This window comes from Paenibacillus sp. 1A_MP2 (genome assembly GCF_052244825.1).
Lineage (GTDB): Bacteria > Bacillota > Bacilli > Paenibacillales > Paenibacillaceae > Paenibacillus > Paenibacillus vandeheii.
This window is the reverse complement of the sequence record NZ_JBQQCS010000005.1, coordinates 283,446-301,896: the sequence shown is the minus strand read 5'-3', so window position 1 is coordinate 301,896 and position 18,451 is coordinate 283,446. Positions and strand designations below refer to the sequence as shown.

Below are 18,451 nucleotides of genomic sequence, written 5' to 3'. Positions count from 1 at the left end.
AAGTCGGAGGGGCTTTTTAGTGTTTTGAGCAAGTAATTCAACATACATATCTAAATGGGGGACAGGTTATGCAACTTTATATTCCAATTATTACGGCTATCCTAACAGCATTAACCACAATAGGATCTCTGATTATCAAGGATATTATCTTTCAGAACAAAAGAGATTCAAAAACTCTTATGAAAGAAAGGCTAGAGAAATGCTATACCCCCGTTTATCTCCTTCTAAAAAGTAAGCATTACGAAAATGATGTAGATCTTTTTTTGAAGGAAATTGGTGGGATTATGGCGCAACACGCGCATTTATTAAGTACAAATTCCTTAATAAATTACAATGAAGTACTTACAAAAGCCAGGACTTACTTGTACTGGTTTAACAAATTCGACAATTCGCATGAAGACGATCATGGAATCTCTAAAGCGTATGAAGATAAACGTTTACAACTTGAAGAAGTTGCACAAAGAGAATATTGGGATAGCTTCGATACTTTTGATTTACTTTTTCAAGAAGAATACATGCAATATAAGCACAGATACATTAAGTAAAGAAGATATTGTGCTGTTCTAAACAGAAGGGCAAGCTGAAACTGTAGTATTTTTTATTCAATAAGCAAAACTATTATTTTTCTTCTTATGCAAACTATACTTGCGAACTAGCTGGAATCTCTTAAAGTATCAACATTCAAGACTATCTCTCCGATATATAGAGTAATAAAATTGGGAGGGATATACATCAAACATATGAAACTCAAAGCAGGACTTATACTACTCTTCCTTATAATTCTCTTAATCGGTGCGTGCTCAGGGAAAGGAAGTGGTAGTCTTCATGTTGAACTTACCGTAAAAGAAGAATTTGATAAGGAAAATCGACTCAAATTTACCGGCATCACTAGCTTACCAAATGAAACGAAACTGGTCCTATCTGTAACAGGTGAAGATGAATATTCTGCTCATGCAAAAGTTCAAGTCAATAATGGTACGATAGAAAGTGATTGGCTCTCTAATAATGGAGAAGGTTTAGTACCTGGAGTGTATAGTCTTCGGATCACATCTCAAGCAGCTATAATACAGCCTGACTCAGTTCAAAACATTATTGGTAAGCATGGCGAAAATCTAGAGGGTGAGTTTGTTTTGTCCGAAGAGACCCTTGGAAAAATAATTGAATATACATACGCTTTTAGTACGAGTGATTCTCAGACAGCAGCAATCGAGAGCGAGACAATTTGGGATAAAGTAAACGGCTATTTAGCCACAGGACAATATACTTTAATAAAGGAATTAATTGATGAAATCCCAACACCAAGTCAGGATCTCCAGATGATGTATCACCTTTCTATGTATCATATCTATGGCCAAGCTGAAGAAGATAAAAAAGCATTAGAGTCCTTATACAGTATTCCCAAGGGTTACACGGGACGAAACGAAGATTTAATCAATTATTACAAATACTTGAATGAATTTTATGAGGATGAATCTCCATTTAGCTTTAATGATTACGTAGCACTCTACAGAAAAAACCGAATTACCTCAACTTCCTTTGCTTATTATAAAACTGAAAGCGTGCAGACAAGTAATACTCAAAACAGTGATGCTGACGCCGTCTACAAGTATATGATGCAGGAGTTTGATGTCTTAACGAATTACGGAAACAATTACGTACCTGAAATACACGACTCCATTGTAATTGAGAAAGCCAGTAAACATTTTGAGATGTCCGTGAGTGAAGTAGATGAGATTTTTATGGCTAGAGCAATGCAGTTAGCTCATTAAACAATAAAAGCAGCCGATCACTTGTGATTAGCTGCTTTATGTGAATGCTTATTCTTTTTTATCTCTTGTTTTTCCTGAAGTAACAGGTAGTTGTTAAACTTAATTGATTTAGCAATGTTATCGAAATCACCATAGATACTTTCTAAGTTCACACCTAGAAAATTTAATTCTTTCAAAATAACATTGTAATTATCAACTTTTATAGTGATATCTGGGATCACATATTGATAGTTTAAAACTCCATATTTGTATGCATTCTCAACATCATATAAGTAGGGTTGATAAACAAACAAACCTTTCTGGTTTATAATTCTATCGAATAAATCTGGGGGTTGATAGGTAAAATAAACATCGAGTTGTAAGTCTATCCTTTCTTGGTATCTAATAAAGATCTGAAGAAGATTTAGTAGTAATGCCAGATATACTCTTGCACCAATCCCTTCTTTACCATACTGAATAATCTCAAGCTCCTCAACGTAATATCTATCACCATAAGTATACTCTTCATCTTCAAGCTCATTGAGCACATATGTGTAGAGATCACTGAGTGTATTCGTCCCCTCATTTTTTATCTTATCCTTAAAATATGAAAGACTCAATTCTTGTTCGGACTCCACATCTTCAAATGAGGAAGTTTCACCATATATATTGAATTGATGTTTATCATAAAGTTCAATCAGATTAAGAATCCAGTTTACGAATTTATCTCTATTCTCTACAAACAATTTTTCTATTTTATGTAGAATCTGTTGTTGAACATTTGTATTTTCTACAAGAAGTTCTAAGAAATTCTGACTATCATTACTAACAAGTATATCTGTTATATCAATCAACCTATTTTTATTAATTAAATAGACTTCGGCAAATGTATTTTTTTCTTTTTCATTACATGCAAAAATAAAGCAACAAGTGGAGAAGTTGTAAAATCAACTATGTTCGTAGGTAATCCGTGATGCTGGCAGAAAGCTAGGAAATGTTGGCGCTCGTCAGAGGAAATCTTCCTTATTACCTTATTGAAGTATTCTTTTTTCATACCTTCTATGTCATAGAAAGTATCTGAATAAAACCCACCCTTGTAAGGTCTGAACCCACTCGCTTCAATGCCTCCGAATGCTTCATTCTGACCACGGAAGATATAATGATTAAAGTTGTTTCGACTAATTAGGTCTAAATATTCTGTGACCGTGGAAACTGTGTACTCTTTATTCATAATCATACTCCTCCTTAACAAACCATATCTGCAACATGTTATTGTTCTCATACAATTAAACCATGCATTTTAAAATACGTCTCTAGCTTTTTGTATAATTCTTTTACAGAAAATCCACTAAGTGAACAGAAACAATATCTCAGTCATGCCAAGAAGGTAGCTGAACAATAAAAATTTACCTCTTGCATAAAGAACGTGTGTTCGGTTTATAATATATACAAACATACGTTCTTTAAATGTGCGGGAGTGATACCAATGGCAACTAAACAACGAACAATCATGCTTATTGACATGCAATCCTTTTATGCTTCAGTTGAAAAAGCAAAGATGCCCCAATATAAAAACAAACCCTTAGCCGTAGCGGGAGATCCGGCAAGACGTTCTGGTATCATTCTCGCTGCATGTCCACTGGCTAAAGCAAAAGGGGTATCTACAGCTGAACCACTATGGCAGGCACTTCAAAAGTGCCCGGAATTGATTGTCGTGAGACCCCATATGCAGGAGTATATCGAGGTTTCAACTCAAATTATGTCCATTATTGAGGAGTTTACTGACCTCGTGGAACCCTACAGCATAGACGAACTATTTACTGACGTGACTGGATCACTGCATCTGTTTGGTAACGACCCCATAGACCTGGCCAAACAAATTCAAGCCAAAATACTTAATGAGACCGGCGTATATGCCAGAGCAGGTATTTCGACCAACAAAGTGATGAGTAAGCTTTGTTGTGATATGATCGCCAAAAAGATTGATGGTGGAGTATTCTTTTTAAAGAAGGAAGAGCTGCATAAACATATTGGGCATAAACCTATACGTGAAATGTGGGGAATTGGATCGAGAATGGAAAAACATCTTTGGAAGATGGGGATCCAGACAATAGAAGATCTTGCCACTACGCCATTATCCAAGCTAAGAAGCAAATGGGGGGTTAATGGAGAGGTCATATGGCGGGTTGCCAATGGTTTAGACGAAAGTCCGGTATCGATCTCAACACATAGCGTCCAAAAGGATATCGGAAATGGAATGACTCTTCCCAGAGACTATACAGAGGCCTGGGAGATTGATGTGGTCATTCAAGATATTTGTACAGAGGTCTGCAGAAGAGCGCGCAAAAAGGGACTGATGGGCAGCGTCGTTTCTGTCAGCTCATCTGGAGCAGATTTTGACCGGCCAACGGGGTTTCATAGACAGATTAAGTTACCCGACCCCACAAACATAACCGTGGATGTGTGTAGGGTTGCTAAGAAGCTATTTCATCATCACTGGGACGGACAGCCCGTTCGTCGTGTCAGCGTATCACTCTCTGATTTATCTAATGCGGACACGTACCAATTATCTTTATTCGATGATGTAGAGCAGAAACGGGCGATTGATCGAGTCATGGATGACATCAAAGATCGATTTGGAGACATTGCCATACTACGAGCAAGTTCTATTACTGCAGCTGGTCAGGCAATCGATAGATCAAACAAAATTGGAGGCCACTATAAATGAGCAAAAAACTGGTAGCTAACGGATTATGGGAATCTAATCGGATTATGTTGCCGCAGCATAAAGAGCGAATCAATGCACACCATGCAGAAAAACACTATATAGATAAACCTCTTTTACACGAAGATGAACGAGAGATCATTGGACAGAACTTACGGATGTCTCTTAATTATACGTTGGAAGCTACCCTCGAAGTGTTTAACAAAACTGGGAGTACATTTATAAAAGGGATAGTTACGTCTGTAAGTAACACTGGAAAACGAATTAAGATCGAATTAGAACAGGGTTATGATTGGATAGATTTTGACAAGCTACTCTCCGTTCGACTTAATGATGGAGGGGCTGACTTTGAAACAGACATCTGAAGAATTAGCTTTACTAAAGAGACACGTAGAAATCCCATTCTTAATGGATACGATCGAGGAGGATAAAAAAAGAATATCCGCTTCAACGTTAAAAATGAAGACTGCTTATGTGGATCATCTGGACACGATTCAGAGAAGGATCACTGTGGAAATGGTTGAGCTGAAGAAAACGCTCAAGCAAAATGATATTAAAATAATCAATCAGTACAGCTCCACGGAAAGTTTAACTGTAGCCTATTCCACTCGCGGATATGAACATAAAATGACACTATTATGGAGCAAAGTGAATGTGGATATCACATTGATTCTTACGGAGTACATGCATGTAGACATCACAGCTTCGTTAGAGGGGAGAGGGCAATCCACACTTTAAACTTAGCGCTCAACAACGTTCAACTTTAGCTGGGCTATAAGACTCCTTCCCTCCAAGAAAAGCTACAGCCTGCCTATTGTCCATCTTCCCTAATTAGGTTATAATCACGATATTACGAATAACTATTAATTTTCTCGGCTGATATAATTCAGCTGTAGATGGAGCAGTTGTCAATCAGACAACGTATAAGATTGCCTTGAGGTAAATTAGTGTGTGGCCTATTTGGTCATGCCTATTTTAACTTTCAGGGCTTTTTTTGTGTCTAAAAACAAATGACATTAAAGGGGGCTATAGAGATGGACCACATGCAAAATTATTGGTTAGATGAAATGGAACGCATATTAAAAGGTGTTAATAAACAGGATGGGTACATCACTACAATTTCCCCCATTATATCAATGATCGTCTGCACAATGAGAATTATCCTGATCGTGTATTCGATGAACTTGATATCGTCTGGGCTATCGCTCATGGACAAATTGTCGAAGGGTTTGATAGTGGAGATAAGGGACGTAATCCTGAGCCTGAACGCACCATTGTTGGACCAGCTATGTCTGGTGACTGGATTGTAGCAATCGTTCTCCTGAAGACAGATAAGCGATTTATCGTAAAGACTGTTTTTCCGGTGAATAACAATCCCAGATACACGAAGTACATACCTAATAATGAATAACGGGATGTGAGGATATGCCTACAAAAGATCGCCAGCAAGCACTCATGCTGCTAGCTTATATCATCGGGATCATCCTGGTGATCGATCATTTGTTCTTTGGCTAAAACAGACGGAAATCTTTTGGTGATTTTCTAAACTCATGATAAAATAAGGTCATAGGAGGGATGCTGAATGAGCTCTCAATGTGACCGGTGTAAAAAGGAGATTATAGAAATGACGACTTCAAATCAACGGCGTTTTGACGGGGTACTTTGATTGTTACGGATATCCCCGTACAGAAATGTGGATGCGAGGAAGAAATTCCCCTCGCGGATGGCGCGTTAATGGCAGGCTATGCACGATTGCTGACTTCACACAAGATTGTTGGCAACGTCACCGTCTCATTAATGGAGTTGGAAAAGAACTTCTCTATGGAGGACTTCTTTCCCAAAAGTGCCACTTTGTAATTAGTCAATTTTTATAGGATGAAATAGGGATGCTGCATATGCAGCATCCCTATTTTGTTCTAAAAACAGGGAGGAAATAGATATGATAAAAAAAGTTTCGATTCGCCTTTGCCAAAGCTTTATTTTTGGCGGGTTAGCCATTGTTGATGTTGCTGGCGAAGAGATCTGTATTGACTTTGATGTAGCCACAGGTGGTCCTGAATTGATTGTGCTTGTGGGTGGACGTGGAAAAGCAAATAAAGTTGAAGAGTCTGTTGCCGCTCATTTTGAAGAAGAGCTCCTAGAGCTCATTAACAAACATAACGTGCTGCAACGAATCGGCGACTATCTCATTTCCGCATAAAAAGTCAAACAGGGGAGGTTCTATAGATATGGATTCCAAGAAAAAGATAGTATGTCTTCTCGTGAATCTGGGTGGGTTTGAAAGACGAATGAGCGAAAACCTACAGATGGCAAAAGCACTTGGTTATACCGTTTATGCCCTAACTGGAGATGGACTTGTTGATATTGATGTTGTTCCGCTTGTACCAGTCAACGTGATGGAGCTATCAACCGCGGAATTGTTCATTTGGTCTTCATTGATCAACGAACAGTTACAGGACAGTGGCTTTCATCGTGAGGATATGGTTTTATTCGCTGCCGGCCGAAGCTATCGTGGAATACTCCCCGTTGGCACTACCATCGGTCAAGGCTTTCGGATTGGAGCGTGAGCCACATGAATATTCGTTTCATCGCCTTCAAATGGCATGTGGATGCCAGGATTGATGCAGTTAAACCTGTAATTGAGCAGCTCACCTTCCGCCCAAAAGGACAGAATAATTGGGTTAGGAAGATTAACGAACATACGTTGGAAATTGAACATCGTGTTCGGATGAGCGATCAGGAACGGTCCTATTTTTGGATACGGTTTTCCCATCCTTCTGGCAATACAGATAAGGCGGCACTAACCCGCGCGCTGTCAGAATGTTTTTTCGCAATGAATGGTCATTTCAAAACATATGTAAATTGGCTGCAAGTAGCCTTTGATAGGGATAAGATACACTCCGTTTTAGGTTATACAGAAAAAACATCAAACATATGGACCAAAACTGTTGATAAGCAACTCGGTTTTACCGTGTATCCCATTCAGGATTACTATCTATTTGAAGTCAAAAACCTGGATATCCGGAAAACGATTAAACATCAGCAATACGCCGTATGGATCGATGAAATTACATATAACTTAACGGGGAAAGAGCAGCCAGACGATCAAATAGGATTCGAACTGGTTGGATAGTTATTTAAACAAAAGTTTCGAGGAGGATTCTGTAATGACAACCGAACTATCTGATGCACAACATGGCAATATCTTAACTTATGTAGCGGCATTGCCTGGAGATATTGGCCAAAATATCTTGTTGTGCGTTGAAAAATGGGTGAACGGAGAGCAGGCTTTCGGGTACCCCCACCCGGTGCAGGTATGTAGTAATGTTCAAGCCATGCACAGCCGCCAGCCGATTCTAACAGATCAGCAGTGTCTGGATTTACAGATTTTAAAAATGCATTTAGGCCAAGCAGTCTAAACACCCAATCTGATGAACATATAAAAATTATTATTGGAGGATTACGAATGAAAAATGTAGCTGAATATAAAGGACAATTGATTGTGGCCATTTCTGGATTAAACGGGGTTGAACTTGCCAAGGGTAGAGTCGTTGATACGGCTGGATCCGACAGGATTTTTGTTTTACAAGAATCCGGACAAGAAGTACCTGTGACGGTTCAAGAGAACACTATGATTAAAGTTATCGGTTAAATTCACAATAGACTTTGAAGCAACACATGCAAGAAGCTGGAGGCAATAGATAATAACATACGTTGAGGAGGGAGTCCCTCTGCCGTAGTTTGGGGCAGTGCCCCTTCTCGGTATGGGCGCATAACGATGAACATGAATAACATTCAGATGATGAAATTACAGTATCAGGCTGCACGCCGTAAAAAGTTGTTGACCTACACTGTGATCGGGAAGATTCTTTCTCGTAGTTAAGTTCTGAGTTCCTGCAAGAAGCTGGAGGCAATAGATAACATTATACATTGAGGAGGGAGTCCCTCTGCCGCAGTTGGGGCAGAGCCCCTTCTACGGTATGGGCGCATAACGATGAACATGAATAACATTCAGATGATGAAATTACAGTACCAGGCTGCACGCCGTAAGAAGCTGTTAACCTACACTGTCATTGGGAAGATTCTATCCAGGAGTTAGAGGACTGGATTGATTATAGATAACTGAGACTTTTAAGAGTGAACCCCTGAATTAATAAGGGGTTCTTTCTATTTTTCTGACAATGAGGAGGTAATACGTTGAAACTGAAAGCGATAGAAATGACTGGCTTTAAAAATTATGCAGAGTACGCTTCTATATCTTTTGGCAGGATTAACCACATTGTTGGTGATCGGGATAGAGGAAAAACCGCGCTCTGTGAAGCTATCGTATGGTCAGTCTTAGGTTGTGATCTTCAAGGCCACATCAAAGGGATTAAAAAATATGTGCAAAGCTGGAACACCAAGCATACCCGAGTCCTCACTGTATGGGAGATTGAAGGGTATGACCAGCCAGTATCCATTTGTAGAGAGATAAAGGGGAAAACCGTTCATCTCTCCTTAGATGAAGTTGAAGCCACTCAGAAGGACATAGACGCTATTGTGGGCCAAACCGATACATTCCTTTGCATTTTTGTTCCTGGATATTTTGATTCTCTTACCCCGGTGCGTAAACGGAATGTACTCCTATCCCTCATGCCGAAGATTGAGTATTCAGCAGCAATGGCATGTCTATCTTTCGAGGATCAAGAGCGTCTAAAAACGATGACGGATCCTGTGGCCCTTCTCAATGAACTTAATGACGAGATGAATGAATGGAACGAATACATCAGAGATATCGAAACCAGAATCCAGAAAATACGTATTGCCAGTAATTTCAATGGTGGTGCAGATACCAATTCTGAGATTATTCGAGAACTAGAAGAAAAAACGGCAGAACTGAATGAACTTTCAGGGGTCCAAGGTCCATCTATCCCTGATTATGTTACTGAATGGGAATCCGATCTTATTCTTCTCGGGAAGCGATATAGAGAAACGCACGATGAATGGCATGCCATCTATTACGATTGGAAGCCGGAGGATGCAGAGGGAAAGAAGGAGCGCTCCCTTCTGATACATGTAAAGAAAACGGAGTGCCAAGCCCTGCTAGATGAAGGTGTTCAAATAAAAGAGAACATTTCTCGTATGTATACACAGCACGAGGAAGAGACAGAGGACTTTAAACAGCGGAAGGAGCAGGAAATGCAGTTTTTGCAATCGGATATTCAGCGTCTGCAGGTCAAACAAACAATGTTGGCCAAAACCAGTGTCGATTCCGAAAAACTGCTACATCTGCAACAGAAGTTGTTGGAAGGACAGAAAGAGCAAAGAGAGATTTCTCTTCATATTCACGCTGTTCAGCACTTTCTACTGCAATATGCGCAGCTGCAGGTAAGCACAGCCAACCTGCAGCTGACCTCGTCTGAAATTTTGCTGGAACGGCGAACTGTGAAGGGCGTAATCCGACTGCAGCACAAATTGCTCTATCAAGGAAAAGAGTTTGGTTTAACCAGCTCAGAGCAAGCGCGGGTTTCTCTTGATCTGTCTCGTTTGGAGGAAGAAGTAAACGGCCGTTCAGTTCCCGTTTTCATTGAAAACGGAGAACCTGTACAGAGTTTTGGAGAAGAACAAGGACAGATTTTTGTAACGTCCGTGATTCCCCAGGCCGAGCTTTCTTATGAAATCATAGTGGCGTGAATAGGATAGGAGACAGTGCTGATCCAGCAACTGTCCCTATTTATTTTAAAGGAGGTAATATAAATGCATATGTTCATCGTAGGTGTACTGAGTCTGTATTTTGTAGTTCTGTTTATTGTAGCGATCATCCTGGGTTCCCTCTTGGTGACAGCTAAAAATAAACTGACGGGGAGATATTTAAACCGGTATTATATTGTCAGTTATAAGGGGAACGGCGTATACGAGCTGCATTTCAATCCTCTTTTTGGTTTCTATTATGCCAAACCAAGTAAGTACTTTGAATTGAGACAGACCGCGGTTAGCATTTTTGAAGCCAAGTATCCGGATACCAGCCTTTTTGCGATTACGTCTACTTTACAAGGTAAATACGCTAAAGATGGTATAGAAGGTATTACAGTTGAGGAAAATGCATGGAAGCGTTTCGTTGGGAGACAGGTTAATTACTTTGTGATTTTGAGAAATCTGGCAAACTATCAGAAACGCCCCGGTACCTCTGAGTGGCAATGGATGCATTTGATTCGGCGGGTCAGAGACACCCCCACGCAAATACTGGATAACAAATAATCCGGAAGGAACCATCCACCATGAATCCATTTAAATCGTTAATTAATAGAGTAACCCGTTCGTTTGAGACTCTTTTTGGATTGGTCCCCTGGGTTAACGTCTACACGGTGAGCCGTGCTTATGGTGGAGCAGAAGCTGGCGGATGGTATTACCGGAAATATAAATGTGAGCAGAGTAAACAAACTTGGCGATGGGCTGCTGATGCACTTCAGTGTCAGTTACAACGGAAATTTGAAGGGTTAGCCTGGGGAATTCTCTCATCTGAAACGGATGGACAAGAGATCGTCGTTCTTATTGAACAACGTAAGGCCGGCAAAGAGTATGTATCTCGTCCGCCTTATGAGCCCCAGTATATCGTAGAGCAGCCTGATCAAGCGAAGTTGGAGGCGCTGGAGCAACAGAAAGCAGCACAGGAGATGAAGCCTGCAGCACCCAAGGCTTATAGAAAAAGAGACCTTCTTTCTGGTCCAACTCTTCTTCTCATAAAACCAAGCTTTTAAAACAAACCTCATCCAAACAAATGAAGCGTTGTCTCCGATGTAATGGTACCGGAAAAACTCGCTATAAGCATATTCAGAATGGTGTTTGTTTTATGTGCAAAGGCAGCGGGAAAGTAAGAACGTACCGAAGTAAGGCTTCATAGAAATGGAGGAGCTCTTTTATGATTATAGAAAATCACTTTCAGAAGGATTGTTACGAGATTATGCGAGCAGAATACCTTCAAACCCTTACGAAAGATGAAATCCGGCGATCGCGCATTCACTGTGAAAAGCAACTTCAACAGTTCGATAGCATGGATATGGAGAAACGAAATGAATATATCGCTCTGGAAGTAATGAATTGGTCCCGTAATACGGTAGAACCACCATTTTACATTACTCAGAAAGATTATCTTAAAGTAGATTCCTTTCAACCTGCTCAGGAAATAGGGTCAGCGTTCCTTGTCTTTAATTATATATTGGTTGAAGATAAAACATCGCTGGTGGCATGCGGGTCAGGTAAGGGCCGATTCTGGGCTGTCTACTATGAAGATATGTTCATTGGTGTTGGAGAAACAGCAGAAATGGCTATTTGTAAGGCATCCATCGTAATTAATGATGCTGTAGTCATGAAGCTAAATACGGTTTGATGTAATATGCCTCTTTCTGCTGCAGGTACTCCACATGGAGCCTGCAACTAAAGAGGTTTTTTCATCTTGTCCGGAAGAAATACTATAAAAGGGGGAAAGCTCCAATCGTTAAATGTCGGCTTTATTGCCGTAATTGTCGCTGGAGCACATGTATGAATCCGAAAGATACATTCTATAACCGGAAAGCCAGAGAAAAGGAACGTTCATTTTTCTCTAACAGAGGGAGAGCCGGTTCTACTGTCTACACTATTAAGACAGGACGGATCAATACGATTCAAAAAGAGACTGAGAAGTATGTCTATGTCCGATCAGAGAATGGAAGCGCCGACAATCGTATCTCTCGTGATAGCATCCGTCGAGCACTGGCTCTATTATTTTATAGACGTGTGATTACTCTCAAGGCTCTTATTAAGATTAAAGCCTATTCAAGTGCGATGGCAGCCATCATAAAAGCTATAATGGTGGACATATGCAAAGTGGTGAAGACGAAGTCCGGTGCCGTTCGATTAACACTCCGCGGGTTGCGATATATTTTTAGTGGATTAAGTAAATCGAGAAGGGATATAGAACTTGTGAAAGAGTACGGGGGGCGCTTTATTCTGCTCAATTATTTCACGATCCGGAATGACCATACAAACCAGTGGAAGCAGACCATTATAGAGTTAGGGTTTGACTATAAATGTGTCATTATAGACCCTGGGGAGAAGACATTACATGATGCTGCCAAAAAAGGGCTGCCCGTTAAGCCGATCGACATTGATGATTATGCTGCATTTGTCAGGCAACATAGTGATATCATATACCAATACCTAACACTTGATATTATCGGTGATCCAGCCGCCACCCAACGTAACACGAAGTATTTGGCCCTGAAGGTCGGCCGTAAGCCGGTACCGATATATCATATCCAAAGCGATATGGCAGCTCTGCAAGAGTTAGTTGATGAAGAACATGAACTTATTGCAATTGGTGGCAGTGCACTGAGATCCGTGAGCACACAGCGGAGAGAAAGAGTGTTTGACGAGATATTCAGAAAATATGGAGACTCTGTTAATTTCCATGCTTTAGGCCTTGGATCGTTGAACTTACTGCTGAAGTATAGTTGGTTCTCTGCTGATGCCAGCTCCTGGCTTAATGCTCGTATATTCGGGAAGCTACAGACGTTGACTGGACAATCTGTCGTACCCCCTTACATGTCAAGCGAGGCAGCACTCGGGTTTAATGTAAACCTGCTCGTCTCTCTGGAGGAGAGGTACTATGATCTTCAGACAACGATAGACATGTTTGTATAAACCCATCTGGAGCTCTTCGTTTTATATTAGTCGTAAGGTATACTTAAAAAGGGAAGTATGTGAAATTAGGACATCCTCTCTACTCTATTAAAGAGGAATTTTTTCACATTATTATGGGCAGCGAAATAGAAAACTATTTGATAGAGTTGATAAATCGACAGGAGGAGCAACATGTTTTATTTTGGTTGGATGGTAATCGGGTTTATGTCAGTCGCTGGATTCGCGACGTTAACACATTGGTGGAAACCTGACTGGTACAATAGTAATCTAACTAACATACGTAAATCATCTTATACAGTTATGGCGCTTATTTATGGAGGGATGATTTTAGCCGGTCATATTATATTAGATGACTGGATAAAGGCGGTCCAATTCGCAAGCATTGCTATTTTTATAGATCTTGCCATATTGGAGACGCCTAGCATTATAAAAATTGGGAATGCAGAGTTTAAACGAAATGATCGAATCATTGCTGATACGATAGAGAACAACGAAAAGATTATCCGTTCCAGTTTTCAAAAAACGGAACAGTTCACTGCTGTTGTTCATTATTCACAACACCATTTTTCTGAACTTACAGAGTCCCAAAGAGATCAATTACCTAATTGGAACTTGTATTCATCCTTATTAAAAGAATACCTTTGCCTGTACACGGACACATTTGGGTTAAAAGCTTCAACTACCGCTTTTGTATATGATGCGGACGAAAGCGTTCGTAAAGAAAATATAATGCGATCGTTCTCGCAGATTGAGCGTTCAAACATTCTTGTTATTCCTCCTGAAAAAAAGGAAGAAATGGGTTCGCAACTAGCTAAAGCTCAAGCTTATGTGATTGAAGAAGGGAAATTAATCTGTGTCCCATTATTCGGAACAACCAATAGTTTCATAGTCACGATCCAAACGACTGAAGCTGGCGCTGTACTAAACGGTATTGACGCAAACAATATAGTAAACTTGGTCCAAATCTTTGATTGGTTCGTAGATGGATAGTGTGGTATATTTAATATAAGAGGTGATTACGATGACCATGTTCAAACAATTTAAAAACAATACGCTGAAGCCGCCACCAAAATCGAAAAGCCCTCGTCCTAAAACAGTAATCCATTCTAATATGGGACTGGAAAAAATACTGAAGGCAAACGATCGCGCCCTGAAAATCATCAACAATAGATAATAATATACGAAAGTGCTCTATGAATATTCATAGAGCACTTTTTTTATTCATTTTACCTAAAAGAATCAAAGAGACTCCTTGTATAAATCTCTTTGATTATGCCAACCCTTGTTAACAAAACAATAGGGGAGATGGCTTACCGTGAAAAAGAAACCTCTTAAACCTGCAGTTAATGATAAACCAAATACTACAGTACCGGACTGGGGAATCAAGAAGATATTAGACCAGAACAAAAAAGTATTGGATCTGCTAAAGAAACGAAAATGAGTTTAATAGAGGCACCGGGTACGGGCCTCTATACTTTCTAACGAAAAATACCTGGGATACCTGGGATACCACTACCTGATAATATACTCGAGATTCCCAATCTTTTACTGAATCGCTCCACTTCACTTACTATATCCTCTGGAAGACGTGCAAGTTTTCTTATCTCATCCATGAATGCCACATCAAGTCGTTTGTCACTAATTGGCCACTTTACAGGGACTTCTTGAAGAAGAGTAGTACCTGGTATCTGATTAAGTCCTTTGGCAATTCCGCTAGCTTCAAGATACTCTTGATCTAATCCTGGAGCACCCAAGGCAATGAGCAAAGCATTCGTGAAGAAATTGCAATTGTGACCAGTAACATCATATCTTGTTCCATTCCATGTATTGATTACAGCATCAAGTTTCAATTTCACCTGATCCAGATTCCCTGGGATAATTCGGACCATTTTTCGATGGTGTTGGAGTGCCATGCCACCCGGCTCGCAACTCTCAACTCGATTGCTCGTTTGGAAATAATACTCTCGATCTCCAATGACCGTGCCTGTATGCCATATTGGTGCTGTGAGAATTTTATAGACGTTTACTACGATTTGAGTCTGTTTAATAACATTTGCATCACTGGGATCTATAATACGAAACCCCTCCCACGATTTAGGGACATCGCGATATTTGCTGTAAGTATACCTTCAGACTCTGCACTTAGATATTTTCCGTTATATGCAGCTATCGCAACCAATCCACTCTCATCAATGTAGATCTGGAAAGTCTCCCTTTCCCTAGCTTCCAGACTGAAAGCTACAACAAGTGACTTTCCGTCTTGCTCAGTACTCAGAAACTGACCATTATTAGCCTTTAAAGTAATCCTTACCTCATCCAATCGATGAAGTTCAAATGTCTCCCATGCCTTAGCTTCTGGTCGATTTACAACACAAAGATTACCTCCCCATTCTCGGCACAAACATAAGTGCCCATCCAGGTTTGCAAGCATACACGTGATGTCTCCCCAATATTCGGTATCAATGATGTGCTCTTATTCGGAGTGCAAATACCTCTTCATAAAAAGGCATGTTAAGAGCTGAAAGTGGTACCTCACGTAAACCACCAGCCTCACCTTTTATAAGATTCGTACCAAATACTACACCCTCACCATAATCAGCCTGATGAAAATTAGGGAACCCTGCAATGTACCCTTCGCCTTTAAGTTCTCTCAATACATAATCCATTGAGGCATTGACCCGTGCTGCTTCAATACACATATTCCTTTACCTCCTCAGGGGTGAAATAACTGAAACGTTCGAGGATTATTATTGTACAATATTGAATTATTATCCCGCGTATGATCATGACTTTGGATTCCCTCATCTCGACGTTAACCCTATATCGTTGTACAATGCAGAGATTATCATTGAAAGGAAACCAGTATATGAGACTAAAAAGAGATTCATTAACTCCAGATGAGACCCTTTCCGCAGGAGTATCTACATTAAATTTAATCTTGGAAAAGACCTGTTTTGACTACAAGGTGGGGGACCGATTCTTTTTCAAAAATACTCCAGACACAGTATTCACTGTGTTGGCTGAGTATGCAGATGATTTCGTGTACGAGGGGGACAGACAGCCAAGTACGAAGAAATCTTCCCAATATTTTCAGTTGGTATGCTCATGGAATTCCTAACCGAATTACACCCGTTCATACTGAATTCATTTGGTGCTGGGTGGATTCTCTTGTGGAACAGCGAGATAGTGATTGAAAGTAAAGAAGATGAATTGAGCGTCGTTTTCTTATGGAGGGCTCTTACTGAGATTGTACTATCAGGGAAGTATGTGTGGTAGGCGAAAATTTAAATAATACCGGTGAGGGGTTATTCTCATAAAAAAACCATTCCGATTTAATTTAGAATGGTTTCTTGTCTTTATTCATTAACAATGTTAGGCCCGCCGATAATACCTATAGATTATACGAGTTCTGAACCATAATTCATTTTTGATTCGCACAGTTCGTACCCATCTTCGTTCACATGCTGCAGGCTTAACTCAGATAATAACTTTTCAACTGTTTTGACCTTGGTTCCATATGTTTAGCACGGTTAGCTGTTTTTTCATGATATCCTATTTTAAGCTAATCGGCATGGGTCAGAGCTGGAATAAGGGGCGAATGAGCTGCCCATGTTAGTTCTTTACTCATTTACTGACGGAAAACGATAGTCCAATAAAAAGCAGCAGTCTCCCATCTCGATTGAACGATGCAGTGACTGCTGCTTTTATGTTGGAATCCGCCTGCGATACACACAGATGTTTAGCAAGATCCGTTATGTTTAAAATAAAGCTTCTGTTGCAACCGATTGATGCACTGGCAATGGCTGAAGAGCAGTGGTTCGATCGATATGAATAAACGCATCATAACGATCCGCCATGTTGGAAGGTACATAATTGCCGTATCGCTCATGATCAGGATTGTATACCACACCGATCGCACGGTGGCCAATGGACTTATGCAAGACGGAGGATGTATCGGAGAGCATGACCATACCATCCCGGCCTTTACCTGCACGGTGCATGTAATCCTCCCAGCTTCCTGGCTGTCCAGGAGGAACTATCATTTTTTCCACAGGATCTCCCCAAGCTCTTCCAGCGAGTACTTCACCCTGATAGGTCCCGAAGCCAACGGCATACACCCGATGCTCCGGGTCCTCTCGCAGCAGCTGACCCACATTCACCATGCCATCCTGTATCATATCCGTTGCCCGCGCGTCACCAATATGCGTATTATGCTCCCAGACAATGGCTTTGGCAGATCTTCCATAATAGGCCATGATTCTCTTCAGCGATTCAACCATATGTTTGTCCCGAACATTCCAGGATTCCGGACCGCCTCGGACCATCGTACGGTAGTAGGCCTCGGAGCTGGAAGTAACCAACATATTGATCTCAGCATTCAGCTCTTCCTCACTGCCTGGATGTGCCATGCGGCTGTTCTGCATCTGTTTCAGCAGTTCAACCACTTCATTCTCACAGCTCTCCGAAAGCAATCCTGCAGCGATGCCATAACTCTGATGATCCTTGCTGTAAGGATCGAAGCAGGCGTATGTATTTCGTGCCTGTTCAAGTTGGGGGGACTTTGTTGCCTCCAAATAACCGATAATGGCCTCCATGGATTCCCACAACGAATACATGTCTATTCCATAAAATCCAACCTTCGGACGTTCAATACTTTCAGTGTGTTTGGTTGCATTATGCTCTTTCAGCCACTCGGCAAAATCACAAATATCCGTATTCGCCCACATCCAGGTGGGCCAGCGGGTAAAATCGCCCAGTGCATCGGATGCCGAAGAATCGGATCCCGACATTCCTTTCACATACCGGTTCAATCGATAAGCAGCGGGCCAATCACCCTCCACGCCGATGATGTTGAATCCCTTGCTTGCAATTAGCCTCTTCGATAGCTCGGCGCGATATCGATAGAAGTCAGCTGTCCCATGGCTTGCTTCACCGAGCAGCACAATATCTGCATCCCCGATCGCGTTAACCATGCGGTCCAGATCTTCCATGCCATCCAAAGGGATAAATAAGGCATTCAGTTCTTTAAAATAAGCGCTCTGCTGTGATTGAATATCATTGGTATCCATGAAATAACCCTCCTAAGGCAATATGAGTGAATTATTTCCGGTTTGTTCATATAATAACCAATTGATAATCAAAATTTGTTTTCCTTTAGTGTCTTACATCCAATGTTTAACTCTCTTGAGGACAATCATGTTATTAAACATTTTCCTTCCAAGTCTCATGTTTGTCTAGATTTATTGGGCATTGAACAATTTGATTGTACCTGTAATGGTTCATGTAATAATGGACGTAATTATTGAATTATCAACAGTTC

Annotated in this window: 25 protein-coding genes; 19 read left to right on the top strand and 6 right to left on the bottom strand. The window is 40.7% G+C overall.

Annotated elements, in window-relative coordinates:
• The first annotated feature begins 68 nt into the window (after nucleotides 1-68).
• Together ACTWJ7_RS36240 and ACTWJ7_RS36235 are read left to right on the top strand one after the other, a co-directional pair.
• Nucleotides 69-545 (top strand): hypothetical protein, encoded by a 477-nt coding sequence (locus ACTWJ7_RS36240; protein ID WP_443146713.1) that lies wholly within the window; start codon nucleotides 69-71, stop codon nucleotides 543-545.
• 195 nt (nucleotides 546-740) lie between these two features.
• Nucleotides 741-1,769 (top strand): hypothetical protein, encoded by a 1,029-nt coding sequence (locus ACTWJ7_RS36235; RefSeq protein ID WP_443146712.1) that lies wholly within the window; start codon nucleotides 741-743, stop codon nucleotides 1,767-1,769.
• A 17-nt stretch (nucleotides 1,770-1,786) separates the two neighbouring features.
• Here the strand turns inward: ACTWJ7_RS36235 and ACTWJ7_RS36230 are convergent, their stop codons facing one another.
• Entirely contained in the window at nucleotides 1,787-2,602 is an 816-nt protein-coding gene (locus ACTWJ7_RS36230) for a hypothetical protein (protein ID WP_443146711.1), read from the bottom strand.
• 14 nt (nucleotides 2,603-2,616) lie between these two features.
• Entirely contained in the window at nucleotides 2,617-2,979 is a 363-nt protein-coding gene (locus ACTWJ7_RS36225; RefSeq protein WP_443146710.1) for an FRG domain-containing protein, read from the bottom strand.
• A gap of 255 nt (nucleotides 2,980-3,234) precedes the next feature.
• Here ACTWJ7_RS36225 and ACTWJ7_RS36220 point away from each other — a divergent pair, with 255 nt between their 5' ends.
• From ACTWJ7_RS36220 to ACTWJ7_RS36140, 17 genes are all read left to right on the top strand, one after another.
• Complete coding sequence (locus tag ACTWJ7_RS36220) at nucleotides 3,235-4,476, top strand: DNA polymerase IV (protein WP_443146709.1); 1,242 nt, start codon at nucleotides 3,235-3,237, stop codon at nucleotides 4,474-4,476.
• Nucleotides 4,473-4,838 (top strand): YolD-like family protein, encoded by a 366-nt coding sequence (locus tag ACTWJ7_RS36215; RefSeq protein WP_443146708.1) that lies wholly within the window; start codon nucleotides 4,473-4,475, stop codon nucleotides 4,836-4,838. Before ACTWJ7_RS36220 ends, ACTWJ7_RS36215 begins: the two co-directional genes overlap by 4 nt.
• Complete coding sequence (locus ACTWJ7_RS36210) at nucleotides 4,822-5,211, top strand: hypothetical protein (protein WP_443146707.1); 390 nt, start codon at nucleotides 4,822-4,824, stop codon at nucleotides 5,209-5,211. Before ACTWJ7_RS36215 ends, ACTWJ7_RS36210 begins: the two co-directional genes overlap by 17 nt.
• Before the next feature lie 394 nt (nucleotides 5,212-5,605).
• Nucleotides 5,606-5,884, top strand: a complete 279-nt coding sequence (locus ACTWJ7_RS36205; protein ID WP_443146770.1) for a DUF4258 domain-containing protein — start codon at nucleotides 5,606-5,608, stop codon at nucleotides 5,882-5,884.
• Nucleotides 5,885-6,412: 528 nt separating this feature from the next.
• Nucleotides 6,413-6,673: a hypothetical protein gene (locus tag ACTWJ7_RS36200; RefSeq protein ID WP_024633917.1), complete on the top strand. Its 261-nt coding sequence runs from the start codon at nucleotides 6,413-6,415 to the stop codon at nucleotides 6,671-6,673.
• A gap of 28 nt (nucleotides 6,674-6,701) precedes the next feature.
• Nucleotides 6,702-7,040, top strand: a complete 339-nt coding sequence (locus ACTWJ7_RS36195) for a hypothetical protein (RefSeq protein WP_443146706.1) — start codon at nucleotides 6,702-6,704, stop codon at nucleotides 7,038-7,040.
• Nucleotides 7,041-7,045: 5 nt separating this feature from the next.
• On the top strand, nucleotides 7,046-7,606 hold the full coding sequence (locus ACTWJ7_RS36190) for a hypothetical protein (RefSeq protein WP_443146705.1): 561 nt from the start codon (nucleotides 7,046-7,048) through the stop codon (nucleotides 7,604-7,606).
• A gap of 34 nt (nucleotides 7,607-7,640) precedes the next feature.
• The gene (locus tag ACTWJ7_RS36185) at nucleotides 7,641-7,892 is read left to right on the top strand and encodes a hypothetical protein (RefSeq protein WP_133387280.1); all 252 of its coding nucleotides are present in this window, start codon (nucleotides 7,641-7,643) and stop codon (nucleotides 7,890-7,892) included.
• A 47-nt stretch (nucleotides 7,893-7,939) separates the two neighbouring features.
• Nucleotides 7,940-8,125, top strand: coding sequence for a hypothetical protein (locus ACTWJ7_RS36180; protein WP_443146704.1), 186 nt, complete (start codon nucleotides 7,940-7,942; stop codon nucleotides 8,123-8,125).
• 545 nt (nucleotides 8,126-8,670) lie between these two features.
• The gene (locus ACTWJ7_RS36175) at nucleotides 8,671-10,146 is read left to right on the top strand and encodes a hypothetical protein (protein WP_443146703.1); all 1,476 of its coding nucleotides are present in this window, start codon (nucleotides 8,671-8,673) and stop codon (nucleotides 10,144-10,146) included.
• A gap of 63 nt (nucleotides 10,147-10,209) precedes the next feature.
• A complete protein-coding gene (locus ACTWJ7_RS36170) occupies nucleotides 10,210-10,710 on the top strand; it encodes a hypothetical protein (RefSeq protein ID WP_443146702.1) in 501 nt (166 codons plus the stop codon).
• Between the two features lie 20 nt (nucleotides 10,711-10,730).
• A complete protein-coding gene (locus ACTWJ7_RS36165) occupies nucleotides 10,731-11,210 on the top strand; it encodes a hypothetical protein (RefSeq protein ID WP_443146701.1) in 480 nt (159 codons plus the stop codon).
• Between the two features lie 161 nt (nucleotides 11,211-11,371).
• Entirely contained in the window at nucleotides 11,372-11,839 is a 468-nt protein-coding gene (locus ACTWJ7_RS36160; protein WP_443146700.1) for a BC1872 family protein, read from the top strand.
• Between the two features lie 152 nt (nucleotides 11,840-11,991).
• Nucleotides 11,992-13,131 carry a hypothetical protein gene (locus ACTWJ7_RS36155; RefSeq protein WP_443146699.1) on the top strand — a complete coding sequence of 380 codons (1,140 nt, stop codon included), beginning with the start codon at nucleotides 11,992-11,994 and terminating at the stop codon, nucleotides 13,129-13,131.
• A gap of 171 nt (nucleotides 13,132-13,302) precedes the next feature.
• Entirely contained in the window at nucleotides 13,303-14,121 is an 819-nt protein-coding gene (locus tag ACTWJ7_RS36150; protein WP_443146698.1) for a type II toxin-antitoxin system SpoIISA family toxin, read from the top strand.
• 31 nt (nucleotides 14,122-14,152) lie between these two features.
• Nucleotides 14,153-14,305 (top strand): hypothetical protein, encoded by a 153-nt coding sequence (locus tag ACTWJ7_RS36145; RefSeq protein WP_443146697.1) that lies wholly within the window; start codon nucleotides 14,153-14,155, stop codon nucleotides 14,303-14,305.
• 141 nt (nucleotides 14,306-14,446) lie between these two features.
• On the top strand, nucleotides 14,447-14,572 hold the full coding sequence (locus ACTWJ7_RS36140; protein ID WP_443146696.1) for a hypothetical protein: 126 nt from the start codon (nucleotides 14,447-14,449) through the stop codon (nucleotides 14,570-14,572).
• 37 nt (nucleotides 14,573-14,609) lie between these two features.
• Here the strand turns inward: ACTWJ7_RS36140 and ACTWJ7_RS36135 are convergent, their stop codons facing one another.
• The 4 genes from ACTWJ7_RS36135 to ACTWJ7_RS36120 all read right to left on the bottom strand — a co-directional run bounded on the left by ACTWJ7_RS36135 (nucleotide 14,610) and on the right by ACTWJ7_RS36120 (nucleotide 18,200).
• A complete protein-coding gene (locus tag ACTWJ7_RS36135; protein ID WP_443146695.1) occupies nucleotides 14,610-14,987 on the bottom strand; it encodes a hypothetical protein in 378 nt (125 codons plus the stop codon).
• Between the two features lie 212 nt (nucleotides 14,988-15,199).
• Nucleotides 15,200-15,562: a fascin domain-containing protein gene (locus ACTWJ7_RS36130; RefSeq protein WP_443146694.1), complete on the bottom strand. Its 363-nt coding sequence runs from the start codon at nucleotides 15,560-15,562 to the stop codon at nucleotides 15,200-15,202.
• Nucleotides 15,563-15,590: 28 nt separating this feature from the next.
• Nucleotides 15,591-15,830, bottom strand: a complete 240-nt coding sequence (locus tag ACTWJ7_RS36125) for a hypothetical protein (protein WP_443146693.1) — start codon at nucleotides 15,828-15,830, stop codon at nucleotides 15,591-15,593.
• A 1,059-nt stretch (nucleotides 15,831-16,889) separates the two neighbouring features.
• A complete protein-coding gene (locus ACTWJ7_RS36120; protein ID WP_443146692.1) occupies nucleotides 16,890-18,200 on the bottom strand; it encodes an erythromycin esterase family protein in 1,311 nt (436 codons plus the stop codon).
• Nucleotides 18,201-18,451: the final 251 nt, after the last annotated feature.

Bases quoted from the DNA above. Each gene is read 5' to 3' on its own strand.
- ACTWJ7_RS36240 (WP_443146713.1), top strand. From the start codon at position 69: ATGCAACTTTATATTCCAATTATTACGGCTATCCTAACAGCATTAACC.
- ACTWJ7_RS36235 (WP_443146712.1), top strand. From the start codon at position 741: ATGAAACTCAAAGCAGGACTTATACTACTCTTCCTTATAATTCTCTTA.
- ACTWJ7_RS36225 (WP_443146710.1), bottom strand. From the start codon at position 2,979: ATGAATAAAGAGTACACAGTTTCCACGGTCACAGAATATTTAGACCTA.
- ACTWJ7_RS36220 (WP_443146709.1), top strand. From the start codon at position 3,235: ATGGCAACTAAACAACGAACAATCATGCTTATTGACATGCAATCCTTT.
- ACTWJ7_RS36215 (WP_443146708.1), top strand. From the start codon at position 4,473: ATGAGCAAAAAACTGGTAGCTAACGGATTATGGGAATCTAATCGGATT.
- ACTWJ7_RS36200 (WP_024633917.1), top strand. From the start codon at position 6,413: ATGATAAAAAAAGTTTCGATTCGCCTTTGCCAAAGCTTTATTTTTGGC.
- ACTWJ7_RS36195 (WP_443146706.1), top strand. From the start codon at position 6,702: ATGGATTCCAAGAAAAAGATAGTATGTCTTCTCGTGAATCTGGGTGGG.
- ACTWJ7_RS36190 (WP_443146705.1), top strand. From the start codon at position 7,046: ATGAATATTCGTTTCATCGCCTTCAAATGGCATGTGGATGCCAGGATT.
- ACTWJ7_RS36185 (WP_133387280.1), top strand. From the start codon at position 7,641: ATGACAACCGAACTATCTGATGCACAACATGGCAATATCTTAACTTAT.
- ACTWJ7_RS36180 (WP_443146704.1), top strand. From the start codon at position 7,940: ATGAAAAATGTAGCTGAATATAAAGGACAATTGATTGTGGCCATTTCT.
- ACTWJ7_RS36170 (WP_443146702.1), top strand. From the start codon at position 10,210: ATGCATATGTTCATCGTAGGTGTACTGAGTCTGTATTTTGTAGTTCTG.
- ACTWJ7_RS36165 (WP_443146701.1), top strand. From the start codon at position 10,731: ATGAATCCATTTAAATCGTTAATTAATAGAGTAACCCGTTCGTTTGAG.
- ACTWJ7_RS36160 (WP_443146700.1), top strand. From the start codon at position 11,372: ATGATTATAGAAAATCACTTTCAGAAGGATTGTTACGAGATTATGCGA.
- ACTWJ7_RS36155 (WP_443146699.1), top strand. From the start codon at position 11,992: ATGAATCCGAAAGATACATTCTATAACCGGAAAGCCAGAGAAAAGGAA.
- ACTWJ7_RS36150 (WP_443146698.1), top strand. From the start codon at position 13,303: ATGTTTTATTTTGGTTGGATGGTAATCGGGTTTATGTCAGTCGCTGGA.
- ACTWJ7_RS36145 (WP_443146697.1), top strand. From the start codon at position 14,153: ATGACCATGTTCAAACAATTTAAAAACAATACGCTGAAGCCGCCACCA.
- ACTWJ7_RS36130 (WP_443146694.1), bottom strand. From the start codon at position 15,562: ATGCTTGCAAACCTGGATGGGCACTTATGTTTGTGCCGAGAATGGGGA.
- ACTWJ7_RS36125 (WP_443146693.1), bottom strand. From the start codon at position 15,830: ATGTGTATTGAAGCAGCACGGGTCAATGCCTCAATGGATTATGTATTG.
- ACTWJ7_RS36120 (WP_443146692.1), bottom strand. From the start codon at position 18,200: ATGGATACCAATGATATTCAATCACAGCAGAGCGCTTATTTTAAAGAA.